The sequence below is a fragment of the Humitalea sp. 24SJ18S-53 genome (genome assembly GCF_050632385.1).
Taxonomy (GTDB): domain Bacteria; phylum Pseudomonadota; class Alphaproteobacteria; order Acetobacterales; family Acetobacteraceae; genus Humitalea.
Genome location: NZ_CP192599.1, coordinates 3,990,493 through 4,012,036 on the forward strand (window position 1 = coordinate 3,990,493; position 21,544 = coordinate 4,012,036).

The window sequence follows — 21,544 nt, forward strand, 5'->3', positions numbered from 1 at the left end:
CATCCGATCATCCCAAGCCGTAATACGGCATAGCCCGCCCCGAGCAAGCCAGATGGGCAACCCGGATGGGCAAAGCGGGCTTCGGACGCGTTCAGTCTTCCGCAACGCCGCGGGGCGCACACCTGCGCCATGCCTGTCACACTGAGCGTCACGGGCCGCCCGCCCACCGAGATCCTGGAGAACAACCGCCCTGGTGACTGGGCGGGCAGCGTTGTCCTGGGTGCGATCGCGACGGCCGTGCTGCTGACCGGTCCTGCGGCGAACCGGTTCCAGGCCGTGCTCGGGGCCGATGGGCGAACGGTCACCATCACCCCCGCCATGGTCTTCGACCGCGAAGCCTTCGCCGATATTGCCGACCCGAGCTTCATCTTCGGCATCTCGGCCCAGATCGGCGGGGTCTGGCACGCCGCCGATACGGAATTCACGGTGATCCTGCGCGGCGTGGACGACACCGCGCCCGATAATTTGCGCTTCACATCCGGCGGCTTCGTGCTGGAGAACGACATCGGCGGCGTGATCGGCGACCTGCGCGCGGATGACCCCGATACCGCAGGCGAACTGTACTACAGCGTCGCCTGGCCGGATTCGGCCTGGTTTTCGATCGAAGGCCGCACCCTGAGCCTGAACCCCGGGGTCGATTTGCTGCGTGAGGGCGGGACCACGCGTGAGGTGCTGATCGAGGTCTCGGACGGCCGCAACAGCCGTGCGGTCTCGCTGCCTTTCACCATCCTGAATGTGCTGGACGACGACGACGTGCCCGCCCCGCCGCCGGTACCACCGCCCCCGCCACCTCCGCCTCCGCCTCCCCCACCCCTGCCACCTCCTCCGGCGCCGCCGCCGCCTCCCCCACCTCTGCCGCCTCCTCCGGCGCCGCCGCCGCCTCCCCCACCTCTGCCACCTCCTCCGGTGCCGCCACCGCCTCCTCCACCTCCACCACCTCCTCCGCCCCCCCCTGTGCCCTCGCCCACCGCGCCGGGCAGTTCCGAACATGGCTTCGTGCAGACCCAACCGCAGGCCGCACCCATGGAGCAGGCGGCGCCGCACCCGGAGGAGGCGGTGACCCTGCTGCCCGTGGCATCGCCGCCGGACCATGTGGCGCCGGATGCCGAGGCCATCGCCGCCGCCTTCGCGCGCGCCTTTGCCCCGGTTGGCGCGACCGCACCGCCGACCGCCATCGCACCCGACGAGGAACTGGCCCTGGTCAGCCTGGTGGTGGCGCACCTGGAATGGTTGGCGGCCAATGCGGCCCCCCAACCACCGCCGCCACCGCCCCAGCCGCCCACCCCCGAAGGCCCCCTGCCCGGCCCGGAGGCCCAGCACCTGTTCGACACTCCACCGCCAGGCCCCTTCGACTGGCTGTAGCGCCCCCAGGGGTCAGGGCAGCGGCGACATCACCTGTTTCAGGCAGCGCAGGGTAAAGGACGTCCGCGTGTGCCGGATGCCAGGCAGGCGGTAGATTCTCTCGCGCAGCAGCGCCTCCGCCCCCGCCGTGCCGCCGACCGCGGCCTTGATCATGTAGTCGTATTCGCCACTGACCAGATGGCATTCCAGGATTTCGGGGATGGCGCGCACCGCCTCCTCGAAACGGGCCAGCAGCGTTTCGTCGTGGCGCTCCAGCATCACCTCGATGAACAGCGTGTCGGGGAAGCCCAGCGCCGCCTGGTCCAGGATGGCGGCATAGCCCTTGATGACGCCCTGCTCCTCCAGACGCTTCACCCGGGTCCAGCAGGGTGAGGCGGAAAGCCCTACCTCCTCCGCCAGGTCGGCGTTGGACAGGCGGCCGTGGCGGGCCAGGGCGCGGAGGATTCGTCGGTCGATGGCGTCCATCCCGAAAACATCTTCTGTTTCTTCGGCAGTGCACAACAGAAATCGACGTGGATTTTTCCCAGGATCGGACCAACATGCTGTTCATGGACGGATCGCACGCTTCCCCCCTTGCCCGCCCTTCCGTGTCGCTCGACGACCGCTGGGGCGATGGTGCCGCGCCGGTGCTGCTGACCGGCATCCAGGCGCTGGTCCGGGTGCCGCTTCTGGTGCGCGCGCTGGATGCCGCCGCGGGGCTGGCCACCGCCGGCTATATCAGCGGCTATCGCGGCAGCCCCTTGGGCGGCTACGACCGCGCCCTGCAAGGCCAGCAGAAGCGGCTGGATGCGGCCGATATCGTCTTCCATACCGGGCTGAACGAAGACCTGGCCGCCACCGCCGTCTGGGGCACGCAACAGGTCGGGCTGTTCGAAAAACCAAAATTCCAGGGCGTCTTTGGCATCTGGTATGGCAAGGGTCCGGGCGTGGACCGCACCGGCGACGTCTTCCGCCACGCCAATTCCGCCGGCACCTCCCCCTTCGGCGGTGTGCTGGCGCTGGCGGGCGATGACCCGCAAGCAAAATCCTCGACCGTGACCTCGGGCTGCGAACTGACCTTCATGGATGCCGAAATGCCGGTGCTGGACCCGGCCGATGTGGCCGAGGTGCTGGAATACGGCGTCAAGGCCATCGCGATGTCGCGCGCGACCGGGCTTTGGGTCGGCATGAAATGCGTCGCCGACACGATGGATGCGGCGGTGACCGTGGTGGTCGACCCGAACGCCTATGTCACCCATGTGCCGCCCCTGGCCCTGCCGCCCGATGGCCTGCACATCCGCGCCCCCGATCCTGCCGTGGCGCAGGAAGCGCGTATCCGGCGCTGGAAACTCCCCGCCGCCATCGCTTTTTGCGCCGCCAACGGGTTCAATCGGATCGTCGCCAACCCAGCGGACGCGACCATCGGCATCGCGGTGCGCGGCAAGGCCTATCTGGCCCTGCGGCAGGCGATGCAGGATGCCGGGCTGGACGACACCGCCTTCCGCATCTGGAAAGTCGGCATGGCCTGGCCGCTCGACCGCGACGCCGCCCGCGCCTTTGCCGATGGGCTCGACACGGTGCTGGTCATTGAGGACCGCCGTGCCTTCCTGGAACCGCAGTTGCGGGACGCCCTCTACGACGCGGAAAAACGCCCGCGCCTGATCGGCAAGACCGATGCCGATGGCGCAGCCCTGCTGTCCGACTGCGGGGAACTCGACCCACCCGCCATCCTGCGCGCCCTCGGGCGCCTGCTGCCCGGCCATCCCGTGCTGCGCGAAAAAATCGCGGCCCTGGATGCCCTGACCGCCCTGGCCGCGCCGCCGCTGCATGTGCGCGACCCGCATTACTGCCCCGGCTGCCCGCACAATACCTCGACCGTCAAACCCAAGGACAGCGCGGGCCTGGCCGGCATCGGCTGCCATTGGCTGGTGACCAAGATGCCGCGCGACCAGGTGCTGTTCAGCCAGATGGGCGGCGAGGGGGTCGCCTGGCTCGGCATCGCGCCCTTCACCGGCGTCGAACATGCAGTGACGAACCTTGGCGACGGCACGTTTGTGCATTCCGGTTCGCTCGCCATCCGCGCCGCGATCGCGGCCAAGGCGCATATTACCTACAAGGTCCTGGTCAATAGCGCCGTCGCCATGACTGGCGGCCAGGCGCCCGACAGCGACGCCAGCGTCCCCCGCATCGCCGCCATCCTGCGCGCCGAGGGTATCGAGCACATCGCCGTCGTCGCCGACGACCCGACCCGCCACCAGGGCGATCCGCTGATGCCGGATGCCATCGCCTTCCACCACCGCGACCGGCTGGACGCGGTGCAGAAGGAACTGGCCGCGATCCCGGGCGTGACCGCGCTGATCTACGACCAGGAATGTGCGACCGAACGCCGCCGCCACCGCAAGCGCGGCACGGCCGCCGCCGCCGACCGCCGCGTCGCGATCAACCCGCGCGTCTGCGAAGACTGCGGCGATTGCTCGGCCGTCAGCAATTGCCTGGCGGTGGAGCCCGTCGAAACCCCCTGGGGCCGCAAGCGCGTCATCGACCAATCCGGCTGCAACCAGGACATGTCCTGCGTCAAAGGGTTCTGCCCGTCCTTCGTGACCTTGCAGGGCGCGACCCCCGCCATGCCCGCGCCGCGCGAACCGGGCGGCCCGCTGCCCGCCCCCGTGCTGCCGCAACATGCCGAGCCCTGGAACATCCTGATCACCGGCATCGGCGGCCAGGGTGTCACGGCGCTGTCGGCGATCCTGGCGATGGCCGCCCATCTGGACGGCCGCGCGGTACGGACGATGGACCAGACCGGCCTCGCCCAGAAGGGCGGCGGCGTGTTTGGCATGGTCCGGATCGGCGCCCCGGGCGTGACGGCGGAGGCGATCGCCGGGCCGCGCATCGCGGCGGGCCAGGCCGACCTGCTGCTGGCGTCGGACATGGTCGTGGCCCATGGCCGCACCGCGCGCCCGTTGCTGGCCCCCGGCCGCACCGCGGCGGTGGTGGACCAGGAAGTGGCACCGACCGCCGCCTTCGTCGCCGATACCTCCACCCGCTACGATGCCGAGGGCATGCTGGACAGCCTGCGCGCGGTATGCCGCGACGTGCTGGCGCTGGCGGCGCATCGCCGCGTGCTGGCGGAACTGGGCGATGGGATTTTCCTCAACGTCATGCTGCTGGGCATCGCCTGGCAACGCGGGCTGGTGCCGCTGTCCGAGGCCGCCATCCTGCGCGCGCTGGAACTGAACGGGGCGCAGGTCGGGCGCAACATCGCCGCCTTCGAACTCGGCCGCACGGTGGCGCTGGAGGCACCGCGCGCAGCGGCGCCGGCGGAAACCCTGGATGCCTTCATCGCCCGCTGCGCCGACGACCTGCGCGGCTGGGGCAATGACCGCACCGCGCGCGACTACCAAACCTTCGTCGCCCGCGTGCGTGCGGCCGAAGGCGAGCAGACCCGGCTGACCTGGGCCGTCGCCCGCCAGCTCTACCGCCTGACCGCCTACAAGGATGAATACGAGGTCGCGCGCCTGCACAGCGACCCCGCCTGGCGCGCGTCGCTGGCCCAGACCTTCACTGGCACGACGCGGATCGAATTGAACCTCGCCCCGCCGCTGCTGGCGCATAAGAACCCCGACACCGGCTTGCCGGAAAAGCGCCGCTTCGGGCCGTGGATGCTGAAAGCCATGGCGCTGCTGCGGCACGGCAAGATCCTGCGCGGCACGGTGCTCGACCCCTTCGGCCGCACCGAGGAACGCCGCACCGAAGCAGCCCTTGCCGCCGAATACCGCGCGGGGATCGAGGCGCTGTTGCCGCTGCTGACCCCCACCACCCATGCGGCGATCTGCGATTGGGCCGAAGCCGCCGCTGGCATCAAGGGCTTCGGCCACATCAAGGCCCGCAACCTGGCCGCGGCACGCACAAGAATGGCGGCGATCCGCGCAACCATAGCGCGCTAGACCGTTACGCCGCCCCCGGGGCAGACTTGGCGGTGCATAGCAAGGCCGCAGCCGCATGGACGCGCCCGATACGCCGGCAACCCCGGCCCCGATGGAGGGGCACGGCGCCTACAACACCCGTTCCCAGGTCCAGGGTCACGGGCTGGCACCGGCCGTGGCCCTGTTCCGCACGGCCGCTACCCTCGTGCCCCTGCCGCACGGCCCCATCACCCTCGCCGATTTCGGTTGCTCCCAGGGCGGCAACTCGCTGACGCCGATGCGGGAGGCGATTGCCGTGCTGCGGGAACGGGCCGGTGCCACGCGCGACATCGCGGTCATCCACACCGACCTGCCGGACAATGATTTTTCCACGCTGTTCCGGCTGCTGGCGACCGACCCCGCCAGCTACATGCGCGACGACCCCGATGTGTTCTGCGCCGCCATCGGCCGGTCCTTCTACCAGCAGGTGCTGCCCGCCGACAGCCTGGCCCTGGGCTGGAGTTCCTGGGCCGTGCAATGGCTCAGCCGCACCCCGGCGCCGATCCCCGACCAGTTGCAGGTCGCCTTCAGCCGGGACCTGGCGGCGCGCACCGCCTATGCGGCCCAGGCGGCGGCGGATTGGCGCGTGTTCCTGACGCATCGGGGCCGCGAATTGCGCCCCGGCGGGCGGCTGGTGGTGGTGACCATGGCGCTCGATGACCTCGGGCGCTTTGGCTACGAACCGGTGATGCGCGCGATGCAGGCGGCGCTGGACGGCCTGGTCGCGGGGGGGCTTGTGACCGCCGATGAAGCCCATCGCATGGCGATCCCGACGGTCGGCCGCAGCCCCGACGACATCATGGCGCCCTTCAAGGCCGAGGGCTCCTTCGTCGGGCTGGTGGTCGAACAACTGGTGCCCTTCGCCGGCGAGGATACGCTCTGGGCCACGTTCCAGGCGGATGGCGATGCCGAGGCGTTCGGCCGGGGCTGGGCGGCCTTCTGCCGCGCCTCGGTCTTCCCGACCCTGGCCGGGGCGTTGAATGGCGGGGCGGCGGACCCGCGCCGGGCGGTCTTCTTCGATGCGATGGACGACGCCATGGCCCGGCGCCTGGCCGCGGCGCCAACGCCGGTGCTGATCCCGTTGGTGATGATGACCCTGGCGAAGCGGGCGTAGCGCATGGTCAGGATGCTTGGGAAAATGCGCGGGCCGGCATGCCAGGCCATGGGATGTCCGTCCTTGCGAAAGGGAAATGGTCCAGGCGGGACTCGCGTGCCCGTGCCGCGCTAAAATCCCTGGCCGACCGGAGGCCAATCCCGGGCGCCCGGCGGCCAGGGAGAACCAAGCCATGCCGTTCTTCATCATCCAGGGCAATTATTCGCACGCCGCCATGAAGGGGATGGTGGCCAAGCCCGAGGATCGGGCAGCCCCAGTGGCAAAGCTCTTGGAAAGCGTCGGCGGACGCCTCGTGTCCTACTACATGACGTTTGGCGACAGCGACTTCCACGTGACGGTGGAGGCGCCGGACGAACGTGCCATGCTCGCCGTCCTCGCGGCGGTGGGCGCGGGGCCGGGTGTGAGGGCACTTTCGACCACCTTGGCCATTCCGACCAACCAGGCGATGCAGTCCTTCGCGAAGGCGAAGGACATCGCGGCCGATTTCAAAGCGGCCGGGGCGGGCTGAGCCGCAGACGGACGGCGGGGGGCGCTTCCCCCGCCGCCAGGCCATTTCCGGGTCATCCCGGGGTGCCCTACCGCGCGGGCTGCTGCGCCACCAAGCCAGCGCAGCGCCGGTCGTCACCGACGCCGAACTGGATCGTCGGCAACAGCGCCAGCGGCAGGGCGACAAACCCCAGTGCCACCGCAATCCCGCCGCGGATGCCCAGTTCCAGGACCTCCGGCTGGATCGACGGGGCCTCGAAGGTCCCGCCGACCAGCATCGTGGTTTGCAGCGAGCCCACGGAAAACCGCTTCCCATCGGTGCGCAGCCGCAGGTCCAGCGCCTCCCGCGCCAGGTCGATCGTGCCGGTGCCGGTGATCAGCGCATCGGTGGTGTCGAGCAGCATGGTCCGCGTCGTCATCACCCCCTGCCGCAGCCCGAAATCGGCGATGAAGCACTGGATATCCGTCCGCGCCGGCAGGCCGAGCGCCGACAGGATCGCGCTGCCGAAGCGCAGGCCCGACAGATCGACCATCAGCGACGACAGGTTGCCGCCGACCATGGTGAAGGTCATCTCGCCATCGCCGCGACCGGCGATCTCGGCGATCGAACGCCCCGCGCCGGCGATCCGCGCCCGCCCGCCCAGCTTGCCCGCCCCATCGGCGATGCCTGTCGCACCCAGAAGCCGCGCGACGTCCAGCCGCTGGAAGCCGACGGTCGCCTCCGCGGCCAGGCTGCCGTCCTCGCGCGGGGTCAGCACGGCCTCGGTCGTGATCTGCCCCTCACCCATGCCGAAGCGCAGGGGATGCAGGGTGATGACGCCATCGACCAGCTCCATCGCCACCCGCAGGTCGTCGAGCGGCATGTCCCGGCCCTCGATCCTTTCGCCGTGGTAGGTCAGGTGGATATTGGCCGACCGGATGCGCGGGATGTTGATCGGCGCGGAGGGCAGGGTGCGGCCCGGGCGCGCGTTGGTGGCGCCGGGGGTCGGTTCCTCGCCGATGAAGCCGGCCAGGTCCTTCAGGTCGACGCGGCGGGAGGTCAGGTTGGCGGTGACCTCCGCCCGGCGACGGGTTGGCGGCGGGACGGCCACGGCGGCGGCGACGGTCTCGGCGGCCGTGGTTCCGGCAGCGATGGTTCCGGCGGGGGGCGGCTGGGGGGCCGCGATGCCGCGTGGCGTCGGGTCGGGCCGTGGCGTGCCGCGGGGCGGATCGATCTGCACCTGGGCGCCGGGCGGATTGGCTTCGGTGGTGTTCGGGACGGGGGCCGGGGATGGCGCGGCGGCGGCTTCGGTGGCGGGCGCGGCCGGGGTTGTGGATGGCGCAGCGGCCCCGGCCTCGGGGTCCTTGGTGGCGCCGCCGATCACCGATACCACGATGTCGCTCTTGCCTTCCCCCGGCACCACCGGCGCGTCATCCGCCTTCACGCTTTGCCCGCTCGGCGCCACCGCCCGGCGCACCGGGGCCAGCGGCAGCTCGGCGGCGGGGCGCGCGGCGCGCGGGGCATAGACCACCTCGCCATTGATGTCGGTGCTGCCGACGCGCCCGGCCAGGTCGAAGAAACGATAGCGCCCATCGGCGAAATCCAGCCGCCCCGCCACGGCATAGGCCGGGGTCTGCGGGATCGGCACGCCTGTCAGCGGCGCCAGCAGCGCCATGCTCGGCCCGGCCATCACCAGCCACAGATCGGCGCCGCGCATGTCCAGCGGATCGCGCAGGGTGCCGCGCAGGGTGATGCGGGTCGGGCCATTGGCGATGGACATGCGCAGCGGCCAGGCCCGTGATTCCCCGAACAGTCCCGTCAACTCGCCGCCCGTCATGGCCGCGGTGATCGGTTGGCCGGCGTAGGTCCCGGTCGCGGAGGCGATGACGACCGGGGCATCGGTGCGCTCGGTCGCCACTGTCACGGTCAGGTCGGTCGCGACGCTTGGCAGGATCGCCCGCACCTGGCCCGCCGTCACGGTGACCCGGCCGATCCGCGGGCCGGTGACCACGGCCGCCGCATCGACCATCAGCGCGGGGAAATCGGTATTGCCGATGCCATCGGCGGTTTCCAGCAGGGTCAGCACCGGGCGGTCCAGCGCGACCGAGGCGACCTCGAACCGCCCGGCCAACAACGCCCAACCGTTCAGCCGCGTCACGACCTGGGGCAAGACGGCAAAGGGCGGATCGGCGGGGAAGCCCGGCGGGTTGGCGATGCGCACATCGGTCAGCAGGATGTCGGTGTCGCGGCCGAAGCGCACGCCCAGATGCCCGATCGAGACCGGCCGGCCGATCTCGGCGCTGGCCCGGGCCTCGACCATCGGGATCAGCCAGTCCCAGCGGAATACCAGCACCGCCACCAGCAGGGCCGCGACAATCCCGACCCCCCAGCGTGCTGCGCGCATACCTCCACTCCCTGACATCGTCCGACCATGAACGCGCGGGCCGCGCGTCGGGTTGCGGGCGCCCAATCCCGGCGGCAGGTTATCGCCACATTCTGGAGCCAGCCGATGACCGACCTGACCGCGTATGTCCCGCCGCCCTGGACCACGCAGCACTGGGCCGTGACAAAACCGGGCGCCGAGACCAGCGGCGGGGTCGTCGTCTGCCAGAACCATGATGCCGCGCGGGCCGGGATAGCGGTGCTGGATGCCGGCGGCAACGCGGCCGATGCGGCGGTTGCGGCGGCGCTGGCGCTGGCTTCGGTCGAACCCTGGAACTCCGGCCTGGGCGGCATCGGCTTCGCCGTCATCCGCCACCCGGATGGGCGGGCCGAGACGCTGGATTTTGGCCCGGTGGCGCCGGCCGGCCTGGATCCGTCGCTGTTCCCGCTGACCGGCAAGATCAAGCGCGACCTCTTCGCCTGGCCGGAGGTGGTGGGCGACGCCAATATCCATGGCCCGCTGTCCTTCGTGATCCCCTCCTCGGTCGCCGGCTACGGCTTGCTGCATGAGACCTATGGCAAGCTGACCCGCGCGCAGGTGTTCGGCCCGGCCGTGGCCCTGGCCCGGCGCGGTCTGCCGCAGGATTGGTTCACCACGCTGAAGGTCGCCAATGCGGCCTCGACCCTGAAGCTCTACGAGGAATCCGCCCGCATCTATCTGCCGGGCGGGCTGCCGCCGGTCGCCCCCTACCAGGGCACGCCGGGCTTCTTCCGCCAGGGCAACCTGGTGACGACCTTGGAACGCCTGCGCGACGCGGGCTGGCGCGATTTCTACGAGGGCGGGCTGGCCACCGACCTGGTCAAGGACGTGACCGCCCTGGGCGGCATCCTGACCGCCGCCGACCTGGCCGGCTGCCAGGCGGCGCTGCGCCCGGCGCTCGGGGTGGACTGGCGCGGCTTGGGCACCCTGTGGCTGGCGGGCGGGCTGACCGCGGCGCCGACCATGGCCGCGGTGATCGAGGGCATGGCCCGCGTGCCCGCCACCGGCCCCGATGCGGCCTGGTATGTCGCGATGTCGCTGGCGATGCGGGATGCCTATGCCGAGCGCCTGTCGGGCCTGGGTGCCGCCAAGGAGACCTCGGAAACCTGCACCACCCACCTGACCGTCACCGACCGCGACGGCCTGTCGGTGTCGATGACCACCACCCTGTTGTCGTCGATGGGCAGCCGCGTGGTGCTGCCGACGACGGGCGTGCTGATGAACAACGGCGTGATGTGGTTCGACCCGGCCCCCGGCAGCCCGAACCATTTTGCGCCCGGCGCCCGGCCGCTGTGCAACATGTGCCCGGCGATTTTTTCGGACGCCAGCGGTGGTCTGGTGGTGGCGGGGGGGGCCTCGGGCGGGCGCCGGATCCTGGCCAGCGTGTATCAACTGCTCGCCTTCCTGATCGACTTCCGCATGGCGCCGGAGGTTGCCGGGGCGCATCCCCGCATCGATGTCTCGGGGCCGGAGGGTGTGACCGCCGACCGCCGCCTGGGCGCCGACATCCTCGGCGCGCTGGCCCTGGCCGGGCCTTGCGAGGTCGTGGAGCACGCCGTCCTGCCGGTGAATTTCGCCTGCCCCAACGCAATCGTCTCAAACGGCGGGGTCCGGCGCGGGATCAGCGACGCGATGAGCCCCTGGAGCGCCGCCATCGGCCAGGGCTGACACGGAAATGTTTCGCTGACAGCGCCACGGCGGCGCTGTTAGCCTCGGGTCGGAGGAGGAATGATCATGACCCGACCGCAGCGTCACCGCATTGCCCTGGCCGCCCTGCTGGCGCTGGCCACATCCCCCGCCCTGGCCCAGCCCGACGCGGCGCTGCTCGCCCGCGGCCGCTACATCGGTGAGGTCGTGGGCGCCTGCGGCGCCTGCCACGACAGCGTCACCCCGACCATGCAGCCGATCCCCGGCATGGGCATGGCCGGCGGCCGGGTGTTTGACGAAGGCGTGTTCCGCGCCGTCGCCCCCAATATCACGCAGGACCGCGACACCGGCATCGGCGCCTGGACCGATGCCCAGATCGCCGCCGCGATCCGCGACGGGCACCGGCCCGATGGATCGCTGATCGGCCCGCCGATGCCGGTGGAATCGTATCGCCGCATATCCGACCGGGATCTCGCGGCACTGATCGCCTGGCTGCGCACCGTGCCGCCCGTGCGCAACACGCCAACCGACCGCAGCCGCTACAGCTTCCCCCTGGCCGCCATGGGGCCGCCGGTCACCACCGTGCCGGAACCGCCCACGAACGACCCCGTCGCGCGTGGGCGCTACCTGGCGGTGAACCTCGCGCATTGCATGGACTGCCATTCCGGCCAGCGGGCCACCGGCGGCGCCGACCCCGACCGGCGCGGCGCAACGGGGCTTGCGTTGGAAGGCCCCTGGGGCGTGGTCCGGGCGCGCAACATCAGCCCCCATCCCGACATGGGCATCGGCCGCTGGACCGACGCGCAGATCGTGGCCGCCATCACCACCGGCGTATCGGCCGACGGGCGGCCCCTGCAGCCGCCAATGGCCTTTCGCGGGCCGGTCTGGGCGCGGATGGACCCGGCCGACATGGCGGCCATCGTCGCCTACCTGCGGTCGCTGCCGCCGCAAGACGAGTAGGATTCATTGGGCGGGGGGCCTTCCCCCCCTGCCACCCGGCGGGCGATCCTGGCGCCACACCGCCAGGCGCCCCGCATGTCCGACACCGACCCCGCCCTGATGACCGCCGAGGCGCTCCTGGCGCTCTACGCCCGCCGTGCCCTGTCGCCGGTCGAAGCCCTGCAGGCGGTGACCGAACGCGTCGCCCGGCTGAACCCCTGGGTGAACGCCTTTGCCTGCCTGAACCCGCGCGCCCATGTCGCCGCCGGCGACAGCGCGCAGCGCTGGGCCTCCGGCCGCCCCATGGGGCTGCTGGATGGAGTGCCGACCACGGTGAAGGACCTGGTGAACATCCAGGGCTTCCCCACCCGCCGCGGCAGCCGCACCACCGACGCGACCCCGGCGACCGAGGACGCCCCGCTGGTCACCGGCCTGAAGGCCGAAGGCGCCGTCATCATCGGAAAGACCACCACCACCGAATTCGGCTGGAAGACGCCCGGCGACTGCCCGCTGCACGGCATCACCCGCAACCCCTGGAACCGCGACCGCACCCCCGGCGGGTCCAGCAGCGGCGCGGGGGCCGCCGGGGCGGCGAGTTTCGGCCCGCTCCACGTCGGCACCGACGCCGGCGGGTCGATCCGCATCCCCGCCGCCTGGTGCGGGCTGGTGGGAGTAAAACCCAGTTTCGGCCGCATCCCGCAATGGCCGCATGGCGCGTTTTCCGGCGTCGCCTGCGCCGGGCCGATGACCCGCACGGTGCGCGACGCCGCCTTGATGATGTCGGCCATGGCGCGTTTCGACGCGCGCGATCCCTATGCGCTGCCGGATGACAAGCGCGACTGGCGGGATGACATCGAGGATGGCGTGACCGGGCTGCGCGTGGCGCTCGTCCGCCGCCACGGTTTTGACGCACCGCTGGATGCCGAAGGCGATGCCGCCCTGATCGCCGCCGCACGCATGCTGGAAGCCCAAGGCGCCATCGTCGAGGAGGCCGACCCCGCCCTGCCCGACACGCGCGCCATTTTTGGCCGCGTCTGGGGCGTGGCCCTGGCCCGGCTGGTCGCCTCGACCCCCGAAGAAAAACGCCCCCTGCTCGACGCCGGCATCGAGGAGGTCGCCCGCCGTCAGGCCGACATGCCCGCCACCGATTTCCTGGGCGCCGAATTGATGCGCATCGACGCCGCCCACGCCATGGCGCGCTTCCACCAGCGCTACGATTTGATCCTGACCGCCGCCACCCCCACGGCGGCCATCGGCGCCGACCAACCGACGATCCGCCCGTGGGAGGCACTATGGCGCGACTGGGCGCCCTGGACCTTCGCCTTCAACCTGACCCGCCAGCCCGCGATCAGCGTGCCGGTCGGGCTGGACGAGGAGGGGATGCCGCGCGCCGTGCAGGTGGCGGCGGCACTGTATCGTGACGACCTGTGCTTCCGCGCCGCACGCGCGATCGAGCGTGCGGCGGCGGTGTCGAACGTGGCGCCGGTTTAGCCGGCTGCTGAAGACCGGGGGAGTGGCGCCTTGAGAGGGGCTTTGCCCCTCTCAAACTCTCCCCACCAAGGGGCCGTGGCCCCTTGGAAACCCACGGGATTTGGCAAGATCAAGGGAGGGGCATCGTGCTCCCTCGATCAAGGGAGCGCCCGTGATGCCCCTCCCTTGATCTTGCCAGTACATCGCGCCGGTCCAGGGGCGGCGGCCCCTGGTTGGGGGTGGTGTGGAGGGGGCGAACAGCCCCCTCCACGGCGCAACCTCCACGACCTTGCGCGACCCCATCAACCCGCGCGGCGGTTGAAGATCGCGTTGGCGACATCGCCCACGGCCTCGACGCTTTCGCCCGCATTCTCGATGCAGAGGATGCGGCAAGGGCAGGCTTCCAGCCCCTCGTAACGCCAGGGGAAGGCGCCGATCAGGCAGCGCTTGTTCAGCATCAACTCGATGTCGCCGCCGACGTTCTCGGCGTGGATCAGGCCTTCCTGGAACGCCCAGCTATGGAAGGGGAAGATGTTTTCCCGCACCGTGCGGCCGGATTTGTTGTGCACGTATTCGTAGGTGCCGAAGAATTCCTCGCAGGTCTTGCCGACCTTTTCCTCGAACCGCTTGGCCAGGTCCGGGCGCATGTTGCGGATGCTGGTGTTCATGGAATGGTCGCCCGAACCGCAATCGATGCCGAACCACTTGATCTTCTTCTTCAGCATCCATTCCAGCAGTTCGACGCCACCGCCCGGATGCATGCAGAAGTAGCGCACCAGGTCCTGCTGCGGCTGGCCTTCCCAATAGCGGTGCCAGCCGGTGTGGATGATCAGGATATCGCCTTCGTGGATATCCACCGGGGCGGCTTCCAGCATCGCCGGCGTGATCACCCCCCAGTCATCCATATGCGCCGACACGTCCACCACGGCGCCGGGGCCGACCAAGAAATCCATCGCGTAGGAGGCCATGTCCCCCATGCCATCGGTGCCATGCATCGCGCCGTCGATATGCGTGCCGACATGCAGCGCGCTGTCGATGCGCTGGGCGACGATCATCTTGGTCTGCAGGTTCTGCGCGTAATACATCTGGTTGCCGGCATAGCCGACCCAACCGGGCGTATGCACATTCATCAGATGCGTGAGATCGGTGATTTTCATGGCATTTTCCTTGTTCGCGCGCAGGCGGCCGGGATGACCCCGCGCGGAATTCCTCAGGTCAGGCGCGCAGCAGATGCATCGCATCCGGCGCCCAATGCGCGCGCACGACATCGCCGGGCGCGAAACGCAGCGCGGAGCGGCCCTCCGCCCCTTCGTTCAACTCGCGCCCGACGAGGCTCTGGCCGCCCGCGAGTTCGACGACATAGGTCGAGCTGGTGCCGTGGTAGATCGCCTGCCGCACCGTGCCCGGCAGCCCATCGCCCGCCGGCGACAGCGTGATCCGCTCCGGCCGGATCGCGACCTCGACCGCGGCATCGGTCGCGGCGAAATCCGCCGGCAAGGGCAGCATGGTTCCGGCCAGTTCAAGCTGGCCGCCGCTGACACGCCCCGCGAAAAAATTCGTGACACCCATGAAGTCGGCGACGAATCGCGTGCGCGGGTGGCGGAACAGATCCTGCGGCGTGCCCATCTGTTCGACGCGGCCGAGGTTCATCACCACCACTAGGTCGCTCAGCATCAGCGCCTCCTCCTGGTCATGGGTCACGAAGAGCGCGGTGATGCCGAGGTCGCGGGTGATCTGGCGCAATTCGGCCTGCATCGCCTCGCGCAGCTTGCGGTCCAGCGCGCCAAAAGGTTCGTCCAGGATCAGGATACTGGGTTCGATCACCAGCGCCCGCGCCAGCGCCACGCGCTGTTGCTGCCCGCCCGAGAGTTGCGCGGGATAGCGTTCCGAGAAATTGCCCAGCCGCACGACATCCAGCGCGCGGCGCACACGTTCGGCAATCTCGGCCGGGGCGACCTTGCGCATGCGCAACCCGAAGGCGACGTTCTGCGCGACCGTCATATGCGGGAACAGCGCCAGGCTTTGGAACACCATGCCGATGCCGCGCTGCGCGGCGCCAAGGTCGGTGACATCGCGGCCATCGATGCGCACGGTGCCCCCGGTCGGGCGCACCAGCCCCGCCACCATCCGAAGGGTCGTGGTCTTGCCGCAGCCGGAGGGTCCGAGCAGCGTCAGGAACTGCCCGGGCTTGATCTCGGCCGACACCGCCTCGACCGCCACCGCGCTGCCGTAGCGCTTGCTGATATTCTCAAGTTGCACATGCGCCATGGTATCAGCCCGCGAGAAGACGCTTCAGCCCAAAGCCGCGTTCCAGCAGGACCGCGATCCCGAGCGTGGCGGCGATGAGCATGGAGGAAATGGCCGCGACCGACGGATCGAAGCTGTATTCGAGGTAGGACATGATCGCGATCGGCAAGGTCGTCGTCCGCGCATCGACCAGGAACAGCGACACCGAGACATCGTCGAAGGACAGGATCAGCCCAAACACGAGGCCGGCGACGATCCCCGGCCGGATCAGCGGCAGGATCACATACCAAAAGGCGGAAAAACCCGATGCGCCGAGGGTTTCGGCGGCTTCCTCCAGCAGCGGGTCAAGCCGCGACAGTGAGGCCAGCACCGTCCGGATACTATACGGCAGGATCGCGATGACATGCGCCATCAGCAACCGCACCGGCGCGTCGCGCACATCCATCGCCGCGAGCGCGATCAGCAACGAAATCCCGATCACGATCCCCGGCACGATCAAGGGCGCCAGGAACAGCGATTCCAACGCCGCCTTGCCGCGCCAGTTGCTGCGATGCAGGCCAAAGGCGGCAGCCACCCCGATCGGCGTCGCGACCAGCGCCGCACTGACCGCGAGCAAAAGGCTGAGCCATGTCCCCGATCGAAAGCTATCGACCGTCAGCGCGTGGGCATACCAGCGGAACGACCAACTCTTGGGCGGGAAGGTCTGCACGGCCTCCGCATTGAAGGACACGATGACGACGCAGACCAGCGGCGCCAGCAGGAAAATGTAGATCGAAAGAATGGCGCATCGCCAGGCGAGCCGTCTGATCATTGCCGCACCATCCAGGCCCGCGTGCGGCGCGCATTGGTGTAGAGAAATCCCGCCAGCAACAGCAGCGTGGTCGCCAGGAGCACCGCCACAAGCGCCGCGGCAAAATGCCAGTCATAGGTGACGACAAGCTGCTGGTAGATCAGCGTCGTCATCACCCCCGCATTCGGCCCACCCATCAGCGCGGGCGTGACGTAGGAGGACATCGCCAGGCTGAAGACGATGCTGACCCCCGCGGCGATGCCGGGGTTCAACTGCGGCAGGATGACATCCCAGAAGACGGTGAAGGGGCCGGCACCCAGCGTCTCCGCGGCCTCCGGCACCGCGGGGTCGATCCGGTCGAAGGCCGCCATGACGCAGAGCACCATGAAGGGCAGGAAGACATGCACGAGGCCCACGACCACCGCCCCTTGCGTGAACATCATCCGCAGCGGCCCGTCCACCAGCCCGAAGCTGGCCAGCAGGCTGTTGATCACGCCATTGTCGCCCAGCAGCAGCATCCAGCCAAAGGTGCGCGCCACGATGCTGACCAGCAGCGGCGCGATGACGACCACCAGCAGCAGACTGCGCCAGCGTGCCGAGGTGCGCCACAGCGACAGTGACAGCGCGACGCCCAGCACCCCCGCGATCACCGTGGTCAGCGCCGAGATCCAGATCGTCTTGAACAGCACCCGCAGGTAGAACCAATCGAGCAGCCGCAGATAATTCCGCGCCGTCAGCGTCGTGCTGAGTTCGACCTCACCCGTCACCGGCGGGTTGAGGCTGAGTCCGAACAGATACAGCACCGGCAGCAGCAGCAGTGCGGCGACGGTGATGCAGCCCGGCAGCAGCAATATGGCCGATGGACGCTTCAGCACGGCGGCAGGCCCCAGGCGGTACGCAGCTCCCCCAGCGGCCGCAGCAGGGCGAAATACAGCCCCTGTGCCTCCAGCGAGGCCGCATGCAGATCGGCGATCTTGTCCTTCACCGCCACGCAATCCTCGGCGACCACGACGTAGAAGTCGCGCATGGCGGCTTCGCGCACGGTCGATTCGACGCAGCAATTCGTGGTGACGCCACCGACGACCAGGGTGCGGATGCCATTGGCGCGCAGCAGCACGTCCAACCCCGTGTCGCGAAACGCGCTGTAGCGATGCTTTACGATCACCGGTTCACCCGGTGCGGGTTCCATGCCCGCGACGAATTCGCCGCCCCAACTGTCCTTGCGGCAGACCTCCACCTCATCCGCGCCGAACCCCGGGCCGTCGCCGGCCTCGCCGGCCGAGGCGGTCCAGACCGCCGGTTCGCGGCGCCCAGCCACAGGAAAGCGATAGGGCGATCCGGCATTGCGAAACACCTGGCCGTATTCGGCGCGCACATGCACGACCAGCACACCCGCCGCCCGCGCGCTGGCCAGCAAGGCACGCAGACGCGGCACGGTCTGGTCCAGCAAGGTGATCTGGTCGCCATTGCGGCCGACCAGGCCCTCGCGCAGGCAAAAGTCGTTCTGCACGTCGATCAGCAGCAGCGCCGCGCGCCCGGGTGCGATCCGCGACTCTAGGTCGGGCAGCAGGGCGGCGGCCTTGGCCTCGGCATGCCAGCCACGCGGCCCGGCACCCGCCGAGGTCCAGGCGGACAGCACGGCATCCAGCCGCTCCGGCGTCGCCACGGCATAGCCGAGCATGCGGCAACGCGCCGCCAGATTCCCGCGCAGCGCGGGCGGCAGATCGGGCGCCAGCACGACCGCCGTGATCCCATTGCTCCGCAACAGCAAGTCGATGCGCGCGCATAGATAGGCCCCGGCGGCATCGCCACGGATCGCGACCTCATCGGGTGCAACGGTGCGCGCCGTCCAGTCGAGGCCAACGGGGCCACCAGCCTCCTCGGCGCAGGCCACGACCACCCGAAACACCCCCGCCTCGCGCGCCGCATCGGGCGGCGCCATGGCGACAAGGCAGGATCGCGCCGGATCGTCGAAGATACTGTCCGGCGCGGTCATGGTCAGAACGCGACCTCACGGTTCCACCGATCGGTCAGTGCCGACATCTGCGGCACGATCTTAAACCAGTCGAACACCTGCAAGCGATCGGTCGGCGGCACGCGTTCGCGCACCGCCGCGGTCACCACGGCGTTCTTGTTGACCGGCCCCGCGACCAGCGCGTTGCAGAGATTCTCCTGCACCGGCTTCGACAGGGCGAAATTGACGAAGCGCTTGCACAGCGCCGCGTTCCGCGAGTTCTTCGCGATGTGGTAGGAGGCGAGGCCGACCATGCCACCCTCGCTCGGCACCACATAGGTCACCGGCTGCCCGGCATCGATCAGCGCATAGGGCGGGATATGCGTGGTCATGCCGACCACCCAGGCTTCGCCGGAACTCAGCATATTCGTCACATCCACGCCGCTGCGGAAGAACTGCCGCAGGTTCGGCCGCAACTCACGCAGCGCCGCAAAGCCCGGCGCCAGATTATCCTCGCTGCCGCCGTTCAGCCGCGCGGCCATCACGATCAACTCCCAGGATCCCCAGCCGCCGATCTGCGGCAGCGACACCTTGCCGCGCAGGGCTGGATCCCACAGGTCGCGCCAGGATGTGATGGGCTTCGGCACCAGGTCGCGGCGATAGGCGATGCCATAGGAAACGTAGTCGAGCCCGACACCATGGTTGCGGAACTGGCTGGTCCAGACCGGCTCGACCTCCGCCAGGTTCGGGATATCGGCGGCCGTCAGCGGCATCGCCAGGTCTTCCATCACCGCACGGATATTGTCCGGATAGGGCAGCATCATCAGGTCGATTTCCGGATTGCGCCGGGTCACCATCGAACTGGTCAGCCATTCGGCGGAGGAGCCCAGTTTCAACTGCAACCGGATCCCCGTCTCACGCTCGAACGGCTCGACCACCGTGCGGCGGTATTCGCGTTCCCAGACGCCACCGAAGACGGTGGACACGATGCCGCCGCCCTGCGCCGCGGCCGGCACGGCCAGGCCAAGACTGAGCGTCGCACCGCTGGCGAGAAACTGTCGCCGAGATGAATCCTTCAACATGAGCATGCCTCCCTGGTGTCGCGGATCAGTTCATGCGGGCGCCGGAAACGCGCACGACCTCACCCCATTTGGTGAATTCGGCGCGCAGATGCGCGGTCAGTTCATCCGGCGTGCTGGCCGCGACGACGCCGCCCAGGGCGACCAGCGCGCGCTGCGTTTCCGGCATGACCAGGGCCTCGGCCGTCGCGCGTTGCAGCGTGGCGATGATTGGCGCGGGCGTGCCTGGCGGCGCATAGATCGCGTACCAGCCCTCGGCCACCACACCGGGCACGCCGGCCTCGGTGATCGTGGGCACGTCGGGCAGGACGGAAATGCGCTGGTCCGCGGCCAGGCCCAGCGCCTTGAACGACCCGGTCTGCACATGCGGCATCACCACCGGGATATCGACCAAAAGCATGTCGATCTCACCCGCCAGCAGCGCCGTCACGGCCGGCGCGCCGCCGCGATAGGGCACATGCAGGATGTCGATGCCGGCGCGCATCTTGAACAACTCGCCCGCCAGGTGAAGCGTGCTGCCGCTGCCGGTCGAACCGAAGGTCAGCCGGCCCGGCGTCGCCTTCGCCATGGCGACAAGCTCCTGCACGGTATTCGCCGGGACATGCTTGCCGACCACAAGAAGCTGCGGCGTCGAGACAACCCGCGACACCGGGGCCAGGTCCTTGAACGGATCGTAGGGCATGCTCGATTGCATGTGCGGGATCACCGCGAGCGCGCCGGCGGAAGCCAGCACGATGGTGTAGCCATCCGGCCGGCCACGGGCCACCGCCTCGATCGCCAACACGCCAGCGGCACCGCCGCGGTTCTCGATCACCACCGGTTGGCCGAGCTTCGACGACATGGCCGGGGCGAGCAGCCGCCCGATGGTGTCCACCGTGCCTCCGGGCGGAAAGCCGATCAGCATCCGCACCGGACGGTCGGGATAGCCATTGGCCTGGGCCTGGGCCGGCACGATGCGCCCCACGCCCAAACCGGCCACCATTCCGGCAACGCCGCGTCGTGTCAGCATGCTCAAGCCCTCCGTTGAAGCCATCGGCACGACGAACCCGGCCATCGCCGCGGGTCCCGCCTCATCTGTCCAGGATGATAGAAGCCAGTTTGAGTGATGTTCAAGATTAATTCCGAGGCATTCCAGATTTTTCCGCAGACCCGCCTTGGAATTGCATAAATTTGCGGCGCCGGTTTTCATACTGGCTCAAAATCTCTGTTGCCATCCGGGGCATTCGCGCTAAGCATCGCGCCACCGCCGAAGCCGCAATCAGCAGGGAGCGCACAGCGCATGACCGAACCCGCCAGCGACGCCGTCCTCTACCAGCGCGAGGGGCGCGTCGGCTTCGTCGTCCTCAATCGCCCGACCAAATTGAACGCGATCAGCGACCGCATGAAGGCGATGATCGTCCAGACCTTCCTCCACGCCGATGCCGATCCGGACACCAGCGTCATCGTCCTGCGTGGCGAAGGCCGCAGTTTCTGCGCCGGCCACGACCTGGACAATGAGGACGACGATTCCGGCGGCACCGACGCCTGGCTGTGGTCGCAGCAGCTTTCGGAAAGCGTGAAATCCGAGATGATGCCCTTCGAGGTGACCAAGCCGGTCATCGGCTCCGTACAGGGCCATGTGCTCGGCGGCGGCTGCCAGATGGCGATGTTCTGCGACCTGATCATCGCGGCGGAGAACGCCAAGTTCGGCGAGCCGGAGATCCGCTTCTCCAACAGCGGCCCCGCCTTCGTCATGCCCTGGATGGTCGGCTTCAAGCGGGCCCGCGAATTCATCTATTTCGGCGACACCGTCGATGCGCAGACGGCGCTGAATTTCGGCATGGTCAATCGCGTGGTGAAGACCGAGGATCTGCAGGCCGAAACCCTCGCCTACGCCAGCCGCCTGGCGATGATCGCGCCCGAGGCGCTGACGCGCACCAAGCTCGCCCTCAAGCGCGGGATCGAGATCGCCGGCTTCCGCAACGCGATCCAGGCGGGGCAGGACGTCATCTCGACGCTCTACGCCAAGGAGACGGCGGTGGGCGCCGAGTTCAACCGCATCGCCGAGTCCGAAGGACTGAAGGCCGCCCTGACCTGGCGCGCCAACCACTTCAAAACCGCCTGACCGGGACGA

Annotated in this window: 17 protein-coding genes; 8 read left to right on the forward strand and 9 right to left on the reverse strand. The window is 69.4% G+C overall.

The window, feature by feature from the left end; all coding sequences use genetic code 11:
• The first annotated feature begins 129 nt into the window (after positions 1–129).
• Positions 130–1,362: a hypothetical protein gene (locus ACQW02_RS18980; protein WP_431281474.1), complete on the forward strand. Its 1,233-nt coding sequence runs from the start codon at positions 130–132 to the stop codon at positions 1,360–1,362.
• Positions 1,363–1,374: 12 nt separating this feature from the next.
• Here ACQW02_RS18980 and ACQW02_RS18985 read toward each other — a convergent pair whose 3' ends face one another.
• Positions 1,375–1,827 carry an Lrp/AsnC family transcriptional regulator gene (locus ACQW02_RS18985; RefSeq protein ID WP_431281475.1) on the reverse strand — a complete coding sequence of 151 codons (453 nt, stop codon included), beginning with the start codon at positions 1,825–1,827 and terminating at the stop codon, positions 1,375–1,377.
• A 74-nt stretch (positions 1,828–1,901) separates the two neighbouring features.
• On the opposite strand from ACQW02_RS18985, the gene ACQW02_RS18990 reads away from it, so the two are divergent.
• From ACQW02_RS18990 to ACQW02_RS19000, 3 genes are all read left to right on the forward strand, one after another.
• On the forward strand, positions 1,902–5,285 hold the full coding sequence (locus ACQW02_RS18990) for an indolepyruvate ferredoxin oxidoreductase family protein (protein ID WP_431281476.1): 3,384 nt from the start codon (positions 1,902–1,904) through the stop codon (positions 5,283–5,285).
• Positions 5,286–5,340: 55 nt separating this feature from the next.
• A complete protein-coding gene (locus tag ACQW02_RS18995; RefSeq protein WP_431281477.1) occupies positions 5,341–6,417 on the forward strand; it encodes a hypothetical protein in 1,077 nt (358 codons plus the stop codon).
• Between the two features lie 172 nt (positions 6,418–6,589).
• Positions 6,590–6,925 carry a GYD domain-containing protein gene (locus ACQW02_RS19000; protein ID WP_431281478.1) on the forward strand — a complete coding sequence of 112 codons (336 nt, stop codon included), beginning with the start codon at positions 6,590–6,592 and terminating at the stop codon, positions 6,923–6,925.
• Positions 6,926–6,992: 67 nt separating this feature from the next.
• Here the strand turns inward: ACQW02_RS19000 and ACQW02_RS19005 are convergent, their stop codons facing one another.
• Positions 6,993–9,287, reverse strand: a complete 2,295-nt coding sequence (locus tag ACQW02_RS19005) for an AsmA family protein (RefSeq protein ID WP_431281479.1) — start codon at positions 9,285–9,287, stop codon at positions 6,993–6,995.
• A gap of 105 nt (positions 9,288–9,392) precedes the next feature.
• Here ACQW02_RS19005 and ACQW02_RS19010 point away from each other — a divergent pair, with 105 nt between their 5' ends.
• The 3 genes from ACQW02_RS19010 (at position 9,393) to ACQW02_RS19020 (ending at position 13,382) form a co-directional block, all read left to right on the forward strand.
• Positions 9,393–10,973, forward strand: a complete 1,581-nt coding sequence (locus ACQW02_RS19010) for a gamma-glutamyltransferase (RefSeq protein ID WP_431281480.1) — start codon at positions 9,393–9,395, stop codon at positions 10,971–10,973.
• 66 nt (positions 10,974–11,039) lie between these two features.
• Positions 11,040–11,912, forward strand: coding sequence for a c-type cytochrome (locus tag ACQW02_RS19015; protein WP_431281481.1), 873 nt, complete (start codon positions 11,040–11,042; stop codon positions 11,910–11,912).
• 75 nt (positions 11,913–11,987) lie between these two features.
• Positions 11,988–13,382 carry an amidase gene (locus ACQW02_RS19020; protein WP_431281482.1) on the forward strand — a complete coding sequence of 465 codons (1,395 nt, stop codon included), beginning with the start codon at positions 11,988–11,990 and terminating at the stop codon, positions 13,380–13,382.
• A 281-nt stretch (positions 13,383–13,663) separates the two neighbouring features.
• Here the strand turns inward: ACQW02_RS19020 and ACQW02_RS19025 are convergent, their stop codons facing one another.
• From ACQW02_RS19025 to ACQW02_RS19055, 7 genes are read right to left on the reverse strand one after another with little or no spacing between them, the layout of a single operon-like run.
• Positions 13,664–14,518, reverse strand: a complete 855-nt coding sequence (locus ACQW02_RS19025) for a cyclase family protein (protein WP_431281483.1) — start codon at positions 14,516–14,518, stop codon at positions 13,664–13,666.
• Between the two features lie 58 nt (positions 14,519–14,576).
• The gene (locus ACQW02_RS19030) at positions 14,577–15,629 is read right to left on the reverse strand and encodes an ABC transporter ATP-binding protein (RefSeq protein ID WP_431281484.1); all 1,053 of its coding nucleotides are present in this window, start codon (positions 15,627–15,629) and stop codon (positions 14,577–14,579) included.
• Between the two features lie 4 nt (positions 15,630–15,633).
• Positions 15,634–16,419, reverse strand: a complete 786-nt coding sequence (locus ACQW02_RS19035) for an ABC transporter permease (protein WP_431281485.1) — start codon at positions 16,417–16,419, stop codon at positions 15,634–15,636.
• Positions 16,416–17,273, reverse strand: a complete 858-nt coding sequence (locus ACQW02_RS19040) for an ABC transporter permease (protein ID WP_431281486.1) — start codon at positions 17,271–17,273, stop codon at positions 16,416–16,418. The genes ACQW02_RS19035 and ACQW02_RS19040 overlap by 4 nt, the downstream gene beginning before the upstream one ends.
• Entirely contained in the window at positions 17,267–18,394 is a 1,128-nt protein-coding gene (locus tag ACQW02_RS19045) for a cysteine hydrolase family protein (protein ID WP_431281487.1), read from the reverse strand. Before ACQW02_RS19045 ends, ACQW02_RS19040 begins: the two co-directional genes overlap by 7 nt.
• Positions 18,395–18,396: 2 nt before the next feature.
• Complete coding sequence (locus ACQW02_RS19050) at positions 18,397–19,434, reverse strand: ABC transporter substrate-binding protein (RefSeq protein ID WP_431281488.1); 1,038 nt, start codon at positions 19,432–19,434, stop codon at positions 18,397–18,399.
• A 25-nt stretch (positions 19,435–19,459) separates the two neighbouring features.
• On the reverse strand, positions 19,460–20,440 hold the full coding sequence (locus tag ACQW02_RS19055) for a Bug family tripartite tricarboxylate transporter substrate binding protein (protein ID WP_431281489.1): 981 nt from the start codon (positions 20,438–20,440) through the stop codon (positions 19,460–19,462).
• A 270-nt stretch (positions 20,441–20,710) separates the two neighbouring features.
• Between ACQW02_RS19055 and ACQW02_RS19060 the strand changes: the two genes are divergently transcribed.
• The gene (locus ACQW02_RS19060; RefSeq protein WP_431281490.1) at positions 20,711–21,535 is read left to right on the forward strand and encodes an enoyl-CoA hydratase/isomerase family protein; all 825 of its coding nucleotides are present in this window, start codon (positions 20,711–20,713) and stop codon (positions 21,533–21,535) included.
• Positions 21,536–21,544 lie beyond the last annotated feature (9 nt).

Coding starts and splice junctions, on each gene's coding strand:
- ACQW02_RS18980 (WP_431281474.1), top strand. CDS start 130: ATGCCTGTCACACTGAGCGTCACGGGCCGCCCGCCCACCGAGATCCTG.
- ACQW02_RS19055 (WP_431281489.1), bottom strand. CDS start 20,440: ATGCTGACACGACGCGGCGTTGCCGGAATGGTGGCCGGTTTGGGCGTG.
- ACQW02_RS19030 (WP_431281484.1), bottom strand. CDS start 15,629: ATGGCGCATGTGCAACTTGAGAATATCAGCAAGCGCTACGGCAGCGCG.
- ACQW02_RS19005 (WP_431281479.1), bottom strand. CDS start 9,287: ATGCGCGCAGCACGCTGGGGGGTCGGGATTGTCGCGGCCCTGCTGGTG.
- ACQW02_RS19035 (WP_431281485.1), bottom strand. CDS start 16,419: ATGATCAGACGGCTCGCCTGGCGATGCGCCATTCTTTCGATCTACATT.
- ACQW02_RS19025 (WP_431281483.1), bottom strand. CDS start 14,518: ATGAAAATCACCGATCTCACGCATCTGATGAATGTGCATACGCCCGGT.
- ACQW02_RS19050 (WP_431281488.1), bottom strand. CDS start 19,434: ATGTTGAAGGATTCATCTCGGCGACAGTTTCTCGCCAGCGGTGCGACG.
- ACQW02_RS19000 (WP_431281478.1), top strand. CDS start 6,590: ATGCCGTTCTTCATCATCCAGGGCAATTATTCGCACGCCGCCATGAAG.
- ACQW02_RS18995 (WP_431281477.1), top strand. CDS start 5,341: ATGGACGCGCCCGATACGCCGGCAACCCCGGCCCCGATGGAGGGGCAC.
- ACQW02_RS19060 (WP_431281490.1), top strand. CDS start 20,711: ATGACCGAACCCGCCAGCGACGCCGTCCTCTACCAGCGCGAGGGGCGC.
- ACQW02_RS19010 (WP_431281480.1), top strand. CDS start 9,393: ATGACCGACCTGACCGCGTATGTCCCGCCGCCCTGGACCACGCAGCAC.
- ACQW02_RS18985 (WP_431281475.1), bottom strand. CDS start 1,827: ATGGACGCCATCGACCGACGAATCCTCCGCGCCCTGGCCCGCCACGGC.
- ACQW02_RS19045 (WP_431281487.1), bottom strand. CDS start 18,394: ATGACCGCGCCGGACAGTATCTTCGACGATCCGGCGCGATCCTGCCTT.
- ACQW02_RS19015 (WP_431281481.1), top strand. CDS start 11,040: ATGACCCGACCGCAGCGTCACCGCATTGCCCTGGCCGCCCTGCTGGCG.
- ACQW02_RS18990 (WP_431281476.1), top strand. CDS start 1,902: ATGCTGTTCATGGACGGATCGCACGCTTCCCCCCTTGCCCGCCCTTCC.
- ACQW02_RS19020 (WP_431281482.1), top strand. CDS start 11,988: ATGTCCGACACCGACCCCGCCCTGATGACCGCCGAGGCGCTCCTGGCG.